Origin of the sequence: Desulfosporosinus sp. I2 (assembly GCF_000960765.1) — a bacterium.
Classification (GTDB): domain Bacteria; phylum Bacillota; class Desulfitobacteriia; order Desulfitobacteriales; family Desulfitobacteriaceae; genus Desulfosporosinus.
In genome coordinates this window covers 1-10,616 of sequence record NZ_JYNH01000159.1, presented here as the reverse complement: position 1 = coordinate 10,616, position 10,616 = coordinate 1, and the positions used below count along the sequence as shown (strand labels likewise).

Genomic DNA, 10,616 nt, shown 5'->3' with positions numbered 1-10,616 from the left:
AATAAATTTTAGTCTATATATATGCTTTATTTTGGGTAAATCAAGAAAGATAAGAGTAAGTGTTACTGATACGCTATTTAAATCAAAAGAATGACGGTGTAAATTGTCCATAATTTGACGACATAAAGCGCCAAGTGTACATTCATGTCGGTTGTAAATAAATTTATGACGGGTTTTTGGTCCATGATTTTGAGCTTTTAAGGGCAAAAAGAGTGGTGATGGGCTATTTTGGCCATTTCGCTACCATCTTGCCGCAAAGGGTAACAGACCCTAAAACACGAGCACTTGTACCATCGACGCTTAAAAAGCCGTTTAAATCGCTTTAAGGAGTGTTGGAAAGACAGACTGACCGACAATTACACTTTGGCCATTCCTTCCGTCAGTTCCTGGACATTGTTAACCATCAATCTATGGTCGTTATAGGGGAGCTATAACAGTAAGTTTTGTATCAAAACGCAAAACGTATACCAATAAGCTAAAAATTTAATTTTATTACGACATTTTTAAAGTCTTATTGCCATAAATTGTAGATAAACTAAAAGATAGAAACAAATCAAATTTATAAATGAATAAAAATGTGTTTGTGAAATAATTATTAAAAGTTTTTATTATTTTCAATATTGCCAAAAAGATTAAGTTGTTGTAAAATTAAAAAAAGGGAAAGCGGTTAACCCAAAGTTTTGATGACCATGGCTTACGGAAGGATGTGGACATACGCTCTAATGGACAAAATAAAGATGGGTATTGTGGGGCTTGGCCGGCTTGGACGGCAACATGCGGAAAATATTGAGTTTAGAATTCCAAATGCTGAACTTAGTGCGGTATGCAGTATTGTCAAAAGTGAAGTAGACGAGGTTCAAAGTGCATGGGGCATCGAATATGGGTACACAAATTTCGATGAAATGCTAACTAACAAAGAGCTTGACGCCATATTTATTTCGTCTCCTTCCGGAGAGCACTGCAGGCAAATTGAGGCCGCTCTTGATGCAGGCTTTCATGTATTCAGTGAAAAGCCGTTAGGTCTAACGATTGAGGAGTGTATCTTAGCCGAAAAGGCAGTAGAGAGACACCCTGACAAAGTCTTTATGCTTGGGTTTATGCGGAGGTACGACAGCTCCTATAGCTATGCCAAGCGCAAGATCCAAGAAGGAGCAATTGGCAAACCATTTCTTATTAGGTGTTATGGTTTAGATCCGGTCAGTGCTATTCAGGGAGCTATAAAGTTTGCCGCGACCAGCGGCGGTATATTCCTGGACATGGCCATTCACGATTTTGACCTGGCCAGATGGTATCTTGAATCAGAAGTTCGTAGCATCTACGCAGTTGGCGGCTGCTTTGGCTATAAGGAATTCGGCAAGTTCAGCGATGCTGATAACGCTGCGGCGTTAGTTCAATTTAAAAACGATGCTATGGGCATGTTTTATGCCGGCAGAACATCCGCTCACGGCTATCATATTGAAACAGAAATAGTAGGAACGGAAGGTGCACTGAGGATCGGTACCATTCCGGTAAAAAATCAAGTTACGGTGTTCAATCAAAATGGTGCTGTATTGGAATGCTCATCAGGGTTCATGGAAAGGTTTGAAGACGCTTACGTAAATGAACTCCAGGAATTTGTAAATTGCGTAGTTGAGAACAGAAAGCCTTCGGTCACTGTATATGACGGAACACGATCAACAAAAATAGCTTATGCGGCCACGGATTCATTTAAACATAACAAATTGGTATTTTTGGATTAAGTCATTTGATATCCACGTGTATACTCATTCTAAAGAGTAGAATGCTAGTATATAAAAACCAAAGAGGAGGACAAGACATGAAGTTCAAAAGAATTCTATCAACAGTACTTGTAACGGGAATGGCACTGACCCTTTTAGCAGGATGTGGTCAGCAACAGGGTGCTACTCAGTCAGGGGGGACTGCCCAAAGCAACAAGACCTATACTATCGGAGTTTCTTTAGACACATCCAAAGATTTCACTGCGACCGTTATTAAAGGCGTCAATGCTTATGCCAAAGAGCACCCAAACGTAAAGGTTACTATTCTTGACGCTAATAGTGATCCTGCCACCCAGTTGAAACATGTAGAGAATCTCATTTCTCAAGGTGTAGACGCAGTAGTTATGAAACCGTGTGATGTAACCACAACGCAACCTATTACCCAAGCATTGAGTGACGCAAAGATACCTTTAATTGTAGTCAACTCATCTTTGCCGACCAACCAAACTTTTGCAACTTATGTTGGGTCAGATAATGTAAAGGCAGGGGAGCTCGAAATGCAACCCATCGCTGACAAGCTGAACGGAAAAGGCAATATTGCTATTCTCATGGGTGAGCCTGGTAATCAGGCTACATCGGATAGAATAAAAGGAAATATGAATGTCATTGCAAAATATCCTGGACTGAAAGTGGTCTCTCAACAAAATGGAAGCTGGGTTAGAGATAAAGCAATGACTATAGTCGAAAACTGGCTGCAATCAGGTATGAAAATCGACGCAATAGTAGCTAACAATGATGAAATGGCCATTGGCGCAGCACTTGCTTTAAAAGAATCCAATAACACAAAGATACTGGGTGCCGGTATCGACGCTACCTCGGACGGCTTAAAAATGCTGAAGTCTGGCCAACTTGCTGTAACCGTATTCCAAAATGGTTATCAGCAGGGTTTCGAAGCCATGGATGCTACTGTCAAGATTCTTCAAGGACAAAAATTACCTAAGTATGAAGATATACCTTTCGAACAAATTACCCCGGACAAAGCAGATCAACTCATTGCAACTTTAAATAAAGAGTGATTTATCGAACCAATATAAAACCAAATAGCAAGGAAACCGGTCTGGTTTCCTTGCTATCGCAGATGGGGTTGTTATATGAAAAATGATATTATTTTAGAAATGGAAAATATAAGTAAGGCTTTTTCTGGCGTTCAAGCGCTAGATAAAGTTCAACTCAAAGTGCGCAAAGGTACGGTACATGCACTGATGGGTGAAAATGGTGCGGGTAAGTCTACGCTGATGAAGATTTTAATCGGGGTGTACAAATCGGACCAAGGTACCATTAAATTTGATGGTGAGGAACTACACATTACGAGTACTCATTATGCTTTAAACAAAGGGATATCGATGATATTCCAAGAGCTTAACCCAATCCCAAACATGACGGTTGCCGAAAACATTTATGTTGGTAGAGAACCGTTAACAAAAGGACTATTTATTAGTAGAAAAAAAATGGTTCAAGATACCGAGCAACTTCTTAAGAAATTAGGTATCGATAGCCTAGATCCAAACGACAAACTATTGGACCTAACAGTTGCTAAAACACAGATGGTTGAAATAGCCAAGGCAGTTTCATATAATTCAAAACTGATAATTATGGATGAGCCTACTTCTGCTATTACTGATAAGGAATGTGATATTTTATTTAACATTGTAAATTCGCTTAAGAAACAAGGAGTTTCGTTCATTTTCATAACTCATAAAATGGATGAAGTTTTTAGAATTGCTGATGAGATGACTGTCATGCGAGATGGTAAGTATGTGGGCTGTGAACCGGCCAGCAACATGAATCAAGACAAATTAATTCAAATGATGGTTGGACGAGAAATTACCCACATGTTTCCTAAAGAAGAAGCTGAAATCGGCGAAGCTGTCCTTTCCGTGAAAAATCTTACTATTAAAGGTTTGTTTGAAGGTATAAGCTTCGATGCGAGAAAAGGAGAGATACTTGGATTTGCCGGTTTAATGGGGGCAGGAAGAACCGAGATTATAGAATCCCTCTTTGGCGTTAGGAAACTGGATGCTGGAGAGATATATATCAATGGAAAAAAAGTAACAATCAAAACACCCGCTGATGCTATTAAGAACAAAATGGCACTGCTTACCGAAGATCGAAAATTATCTGGGCTCTTCCTGCCTCTTTCAGTACAGGACAATATGATCATGGCAAGTATCGGCGAATATAGGAATGGTTTGTTTATAGATTATAAAAAAATAGCCAAAGCGTGCAACATAAAGAAGGATCAGTTTGATATAAAAACACCAAGTTTGCGACAAGAAATAGTCCATTTAAGTGGTGGAAATCAGCAAAAAGTTCTAATTTCTAAGTGGTTGTTAACTAATCCAGATATCATAATTCTCGATGAACCAACCAGGGGAATTGATGTAGGGGCTAAAGCCGAAATTCATAGATTCATGTCCGGGTTGGCCAAAGAAGGCAAGACCATTATTATGATTTCGTCTGAGTTGCCGGAAGTTTTAGGTATGAGTGATAGGATTGTAGTCATGTGCGAGGGACGTATGACTGGAATTCTAGACAGATCAGAGGCAGACCAGACTACGGTTATGAGATATGCTACTGGGATGGTATAGGCAAACGAAACGACCTAACGGGAGGATTTAGTATGGATGTTCAGAATGCAGCCGAGGATAATCGGCTGAGCTTTAAGAAGATTCTAGGATTAATTGGAATTTTATATGATAGAATAGGGATCTTGCTACTGTTACTTGTTATGGTAGTAGCCTTATCTACTGTTACTCCGCACTTCTTGACAAAAGTTAATATTATCAATTTAGTCAGACAGACTTCATTTATTGCAATAATTGCTATTGGTTCTACTATAGTCATGATTACTATGGGAATCGACCTATCACCGGGATCACTTGTGGGGATTACCTCTGTGATAGTTGCAAGCTACGCTCACCCTAATCAAATGCCGTTGGTGGGAGCATTAGCAATCGGCTTACTTGTTGGAATAGTAGCAGGTTTGATCAATGGAACGTTAATTTCCTATTTAGGCCTTGCTCCGTTCATAGTAACCTTAGGAATGTACACGGCTGCCAGAGGTGCAGCGATGGTGTATACAAACGGCATACCCATTACCAACTTTAGTAGTAATTTTCTATTTATTGGAGCGGGCGATATCTTTGGGATTCCTGTCCCCATTATTATACTTTTAGTTGTAGCAGTCATTTTCCACTTCATGCTGACAAGAACCCGTTTCGGCAGACATATCTATGCGATTGGTGGTAATGAACACGCAGCGGTAATTTCCGGAATCAATGTTAAAAGAGTAAAAGTATTGGTTTATGTACTCGCAGGAGTGCTTGCAAGTGTATCCGGAATAGCATTAACTGCCAGGATTGCTTCTGGTCAACCATCTCTGGGTCTTGGTTATGAGTTAGATGCGATTACCGCAGCTGTAGTAGGAGGAACGAGCCTAACCGGTGGTAAAGGAAGCGTATTTGGTACAATTTCCGGTGCTCTTGTAATCGGTGTTATCAACAACGGGATGGATTTGTTGAATTGTAATGTGTTCTGGCAACAAGTAATTAAAGGTATAATTATCGTTCTTGCAGTTTTGATTGACCAGCTTCAAAAAAGAAGAACTGCTTAGCTATTAAGAAAAATGAGATATTAGGAATTGATTTAGCTAAGTAGTATCACTAGCGTTGCATTAAGTTATCGTTAGATTGTCAAGAAAAGAATCGCCACGATATATTGCGTAAAAAGCCAAGAAATGAAGATAATATGCCTAAAATCCTGTATTTTGATATAAAAAAGCCTTATAATTAGAGATGGAGTAGTTCTTGTCCAAATCTAAGTATAAGGAAAAACAAAAATGCAGGACAAGAATACCACGGAATCCACATTTTTTCAATTGTCAGAGCCCATTTTATCTCAGGATCTTTGGCGAAAAATTAGCCAAAAAGTTGAGTCCGTCGATAAGTATGTTAAGAAGTTAAAAACCGTTCAACTCGTCCAACTGATGATCCATGCTGAAATGCAAGAATATACAAGTTTGGATGAAATCAGCAATAGTTTAAACAAAGAAGCGTTTGCCAACGCTCTTCACTTAGATTCCATTAGCACTTCTCAGATTTCTCGTCGATTCAGAGAAATGTCAACCGATGTTACAGACCTTATCCATAAAAGCATTGTGCAAACGTTAGGAGTCGAACGGGGTTTCAAGTCTCTACGTCAATCCTTAGGCCGCCTTTACTTAATCGATGCTTCAACCATCAGTCTTTGCCTTTCCCAATACTTATGGGCAGACTTTCGAGAGACGAAAGCTGGCGTGAAGCTCCACCAACGGATTCGATTTGATGGCGGCGATCCTATACCTGATGAAGCCATTATTACTGTCGCTCGTAAATACGACAAAAGCCAACTTGAATTCCTGATTGTTGAAGATGACGATGCCTTAAATGTGTTTGATCGAGGATATTTGAAGTATGACCTGTTTGATCATTATTGTAGAGAGGGCATCCGTTTCGTTACACGATTAAAAAATAACGCCTGTGTTGAAGTTCTCCAAGAGCTTGAGATAGACGAAGAGAGCGTCATAGAAGAAGATCTCATCGTACGTCTGGGTAAAGGGAAAAATCGAATGGAGCACGACTTACGGCTTGTGATCACGAAGGATACCGAAGGAAAAGCCATCATGATTTTAACCAACGATTTTACTATGACGGCGGAAGAGATCGGTGATATCTATCGCTACAGATGGCAAATTGGCGTGTCCAGCTAAGGACGCAACATCTCAGTCGGTGAAAGTCCGATCGGGAGAAAAGGCTTCCCTCCCGTAGCTGAGAGGCACCGTGGAACGAAAGCGAGACGGTGGAGCCCTCTGACAACACGCTCATTAGGAGCGTGGCAAAACTCCAGGTTGTAACATAGTGAACGTAGACGTAGCCTCGTTACACGCAAATCCGGTGGCTGAGACGGTCGATAACGTGCGAAAGCAGCAAGGACTGACCGAAAAGAGTCTGAAACGGCAGTGCTCACCGGCGGGGTATCAGCGGCGACATGGAGGGAAAGATGATGTGGAAACTGGAGAAGCCCTCGACATCCGGTGAAGAAATCTCACTGAGGAGGCCGTCCCTATAACCTAACCGTGATCGGGAAGTGGGATAGGCAGGTGTCAGGGTGGCGGAACGGATCGTAGTACTGAAGATCCGCGTGCAGCAAAACGCGCGAGGAGGGAAGGGTCCGAACCTGTAAGCATTTTGTAGACCAAAGGAGGCAAGGGTGCTATGACAAAAACACCCATTAATTTGCAGGAACTGAGGCGTCGAATCTATCTTAAGGCGAAGGCTGAACCTACGCATCGGTTTTGGGGACTGTTTGTCCACATCACCAAGATGGCAATCCTTCACGAAGCGTATCAACACGCGAAGAAAAACGGCGGTGCCCCAGGCATTGACGGACAAAGCTTCGCTGACGTGGAACAAGGGGGTGTCCTTCCGTTTCTGGAAAACATTAAAGCAGACCTGATAGCAGGAACCTACAGTCCACAAGCCAATCGTAAAGTAGATATTCCGAAGGCTAACGGAAAAACGAGAACCTTACAAATTCCGAGTATCCGAGATCGTGTCGTTCAAGGAGCGCTGAAACTCATTTTAGAAGCAATCTTTGAAGCCGATTTCTGCTCGAACTCGTATGGGTTTAGGCCGAAGCGTTCTCCACACCAAGCACTCGCAGAAGTGCGTCGCAGTGTACTGCGCCGTATGACCACGGTGATTGATGTGGATCTATCCCGCTACTTCGATACGATACGGCATACCATCTTGTTGGAGAAAATCGCAAAACGTGTACAAGATCCTCAAGTCATGCACCTAGTAAAACAGGTAATCAAAGCGGCAGGAAACATCGGCGTTCCGCAAAGTGGCCCGTTTTCTCCACTAGCTTCTAACATTTACCTGAATGAGGTTGACTGGACGTTTGATGCCATACGTCGTAAAACGACGGAAGGCGGTTACGAGGCGGTGAACTATCATCGGTTTGCCGATGATATGGTGATCACGGTAAGCGGACACTCCAGCAAACATGGATGGGCAGAACGAGCACTGCTGAGACTGAAAGAACAACTGGAGCCCTTGGGAGTTGAGCTTAATCTGGAGAAAACTCGGATGGTTAACGTTCTAAAGGGCGAATCGTTCGCCTTTCTAGGGTTTGATTTTAGGCGAGTACAGAACAAAAGCAGAACTGGTTATTTCATTCTTATGACACCGAAAAAGAAAGCCCGTATAACGGTTAAGGCGCGAATCCGCGAACTGATTCAAAATGGAGGAGCAACAACGGCAAAAGACCTAGTGAAACAAGTGAATGCCACATTAGCCGGATGGGTGAACTACTTTCGTGTCGGGAATTCCAGCCACGCCTTCAGTGAAGTGCGTGACTATACGGAGATGAAAATCCGAACCCTGCTGACGAGAAGAAAACGGAGACAAAAGCGTAGCATTGGATGGCAGAGATGGAGTAACGAATACCTTTATAACGTGTTGGGGCTTTACTGGGACTGGAAAGTCCATCCTCTCAAAAACGTTGAGGCATTCCGATGAAAGTGTCCACCATTCAATAGGTCTCATAAACCTTATGATGAAGTTTACGGGGTGAGCTGCTTGAGGGAAAACTTCACGAGCAGTTCTTATGGGGAGGGGTTGGAAACGGGTTGGAATCCGATACCGCGCCAGTCCTTTACCCGACAGCTTTTCTTCAAGTGGATCAAGCAACATTTGACGATTAAGCATCTGTTTGGTAAGAGTAAAGCGGCCGTTGTAAACCAATTGCTCATCGCCTTGATTACCTATTGTTTAATGATGTTAGTCAAGTATAGATCAGTCTACAAAGGTCCTTTGCTTGATATTCAACGACTTTTAATAACATGTTTATACGAGCCCTTCACCTCCTTTGTGCATAAACTTCACAGGAAAGGCCCCCCAACAAAGGGACGACAGCGCCAGGATTATGAACGGATCTACGTAGAAACGTTGAATCAAGTGCTTTCTGGAGAGATGGATGACCTTTTTATAGCAACGAGATGTTCTAAATTCGAAAGTAAATAAATGTAAAAATGTGGATAAGAACTACCTCTTAGGTGGTGGTCAACTTTCTCAGAGAAAGCAAGATCTATTGGATGTATGTACCAAATAAGGTTAATATAGGGACATCGGAATTTTTCCTGATCTCCACTTGACAAGAGTAGATTATTTTAATGCAATGCTAGTGAAGTAGTATCATAAATTGCTGCTACTTAGTAACCGATAGCATTAAATAAAATGATCGTGACAATTAGTTTGAAAGGGGAGAAACCTGCTGTTTGATCAATTAAATTTTAGAGTTAATTTCAACCGCGCTGATTACTCAAATTTAGTGTTCCCTAAAGAAGATAAAGCTGTCCTGAAAGAGCTTGGTAAACAAGTAGCTGAAATTGCTTCCAGAACAATTATGACTGAAAAAAAGAAATTATGGCTAGATCATAATATTCTTAGAAAAACTAGGCCCATTGTCTTGTGTGATCCAGAAAACGGCTGGAATGAAATCATTACTGATGACAAGATTAAATGCAAAAATAGTGTAGCTAGGCATTGGGAAGATTTTTTGAGAAAATTAATTTTTTGGGGCAACGAAATGAATGACGACTTTGTGGTTATGCCTCATTTTAAATTGCCCTATGTATATCAGGAAATACCTTGGGGAGTAGCAGGTACTAAAAAGAAGCAAACAGAAAAAAAAGCTGTAACAGACGGTGGTGCCTACCATATTGAAACGGTTTTAGAGGATTATTCTCAAATAAAAGATATAACAAAGCCTGAATTGCATGTGGATTATGAGACAACAGAAAGACTCTTATCTATTGCACATGAAATATTTGATGGTATTCTTGAAGTTAAATTAAACACCGTTTGGTTTTGGTCTGATGGACTTACTGACGATTTTGTCTTTTTAAGAGGAATGGAAAAATTCATGTTTGATTTTTATGATCAACCGGAAGCTGTCCATCAGGTTATGGAACTTTTGTATAAGAGTACAATGGAGAGGCTGGATTTTCTGGAAGCAAACAATTTGTTGTGCCTAAATAACAATGATACCTATGTAGGTTCTGGCGGGATTGGTTTCATCGACACACTTCCACAGGAATCCTTCAACGGAAGGGTAAGAACAAAAGATATGTGGGGCCTTGCAGAAAGTCAGGTAACAGTCGGCGTTTCCCCAGACATGTTTGGAGAATTCATCTTTCCTTATCAGAAAAAATATATGGAGCGGTTTGGCTTGGCTTGCTATGGCTGTTGTGAGCCAATGGACGGTAGGATTGATCTGCTAAAAACAGTGTCAAATTTAAGAAGAGTATCTGTTTCAACTTGGGCAAATAAACAAATTATGGCTGAGAAATTAAAGCAAGATTATATCTATTCAATGAAACCTTCTCCATCACATTTGGCAGTACCGGTTATGGACCAGGAGTTTGTAAGAAGTGAAATTAAGGAAGCGCTCAGAATAACTAAAGATAATTGCGTTGAACTTATTATGAAGGATAATCACACACTTGGTAACAATCCGGATAATCTTAAAAATTGGGTAAGAATTGTTAGGGAAGAAATTGATTCCATGTGATATTGTACTTAAATTGGTATAAACCTTTAAATATAGTAGTTAGAAGGTATTCTCACACTTGGCAAGGTAGGGTAATTGCTGATTTAAGTAAAAGGTTAGCAAAATAAAAAAACGAATAAATTGGAGGTCTTTAATATGACAATTCTAAATGACTTGCAAGAAGCAGTAATCAAAGGTAAGGCACCTCTTGTTAAAGAATGTACAGAAAAGGCGATTTCCGAAGGG

Annotated in this window: 9 protein-coding genes and 1 pseudogene; 9 read left to right on the top strand and 1 reads right to left on the bottom strand. The window is 40.9% G+C overall.

Annotated features, from left to right (window positions below):
* Positions 1-207, bottom strand: a 207-nt coding sequence (locus UF75_RS29675; RefSeq protein ID WP_207642499.1) for a hypothetical protein, incomplete at its 3' end; no start/stop codon positions are given.
* A 515-nt stretch (positions 208-722) separates the two neighbouring features.
* On the opposite strand from UF75_RS29675, the gene UF75_RS22345 reads away from it, so the two are divergent.
* The 9 genes and pseudogenes from UF75_RS22345 (at position 723) to UF75_RS22305 (ending at position 10,391) form a co-directional block, all read left to right on the top strand.
* Positions 723-1,739, top strand: a complete 1,017-nt coding sequence (locus UF75_RS22345) for a Gfo/Idh/MocA family oxidoreductase (RefSeq protein ID WP_045576748.1) — start codon at positions 723-725, stop codon at positions 1,737-1,739.
* Between the two features lie 77 nt (positions 1,740-1,816).
* On the top strand, positions 1,817-2,794 hold the full coding sequence (locus UF75_RS22340) for a sugar ABC transporter substrate-binding protein (RefSeq protein WP_045576744.1): 978 nt from the start codon (positions 1,817-1,819) through the stop codon (positions 2,792-2,794).
* A 75-nt stretch (positions 2,795-2,869) separates the two neighbouring features.
* On the top strand, positions 2,870-4,366 hold the full coding sequence (locus UF75_RS22335; protein WP_045576743.1) for a sugar ABC transporter ATP-binding protein: 1,497 nt from the start codon (positions 2,870-2,872) through the stop codon (positions 4,364-4,366).
* The gene (locus tag UF75_RS22330; RefSeq protein WP_156146562.1) at positions 4,282-5,391 is read left to right on the top strand and encodes an ABC transporter permease; all 1,110 of its coding nucleotides are present in this window, start codon (positions 4,282-4,284) and stop codon (positions 5,389-5,391) included. Before UF75_RS22335 ends, UF75_RS22330 begins: the two co-directional genes overlap by 85 nt.
* A 264-nt stretch (positions 5,392-5,655) precedes the next feature.
* Positions 5,656-6,525 (top strand): IS4 family transposase, encoded by an 870-nt coding sequence (locus tag UF75_RS22325; protein WP_207642498.1) that lies wholly within the window; start codon positions 5,656-5,658, stop codon positions 6,523-6,525.
* Positions 6,526-6,673: 148 nt separating this feature from the next.
* Positions 6,674-6,853, top strand: coding sequence for a hypothetical protein (locus UF75_RS22320; protein ID WP_045576742.1), 180 nt, complete (start codon positions 6,674-6,676; stop codon positions 6,851-6,853).
* A gap of 177 nt (positions 6,854-7,030) precedes the next feature.
* Positions 7,031-8,338 carry a group II intron reverse transcriptase/maturase gene (gene ltrA, locus UF75_RS22315; RefSeq protein WP_045576741.1) on the top strand — a complete coding sequence of 436 codons (1,308 nt, stop codon included), beginning with the start codon at positions 7,031-7,033 and terminating at the stop codon, positions 8,336-8,338.
* Between the two features lie 144 nt (positions 8,339-8,482).
* A pseudogene (locus tag UF75_RS22310) lies at positions 8,483-8,842 on the top strand (hypothetical protein); the annotation flags it as partial.
* Positions 8,843-9,149: 307 nt separating this feature from the next.
* On the top strand, positions 9,150-10,391 hold the full coding sequence (locus tag UF75_RS22305; protein ID WP_197079503.1) for a hypothetical protein: 1,242 nt from the start codon (positions 9,150-9,152) through the stop codon (positions 10,389-10,391).
* Positions 10,392-10,616: the final 225 nt, after the last annotated feature.

What these genes read in the sequence shown, in the direction of transcription:
- UF75_RS22345 (WP_045576748.1), top strand. Translation starts at nt 723, where the DNA reads ATGGACAAAATAAAGATGGGTATTGTGGGGCTTGGCCGGCTTGGACGG.
- UF75_RS22340 (WP_045576744.1), top strand. Translation starts at nt 1,817, where the DNA reads ATGAAGTTCAAAAGAATTCTATCAACAGTACTTGTAACGGGAATGGCA.
- UF75_RS22335 (WP_045576743.1), top strand. Translation starts at nt 2,870, where the DNA reads ATGAAAAATGATATTATTTTAGAAATGGAAAATATAAGTAAGGCTTTT.
- ltrA (WP_045576741.1), top strand. Translation starts at nt 7,031, where the DNA reads ATGACAAAAACACCCATTAATTTGCAGGAACTGAGGCGTCGAATCTAT.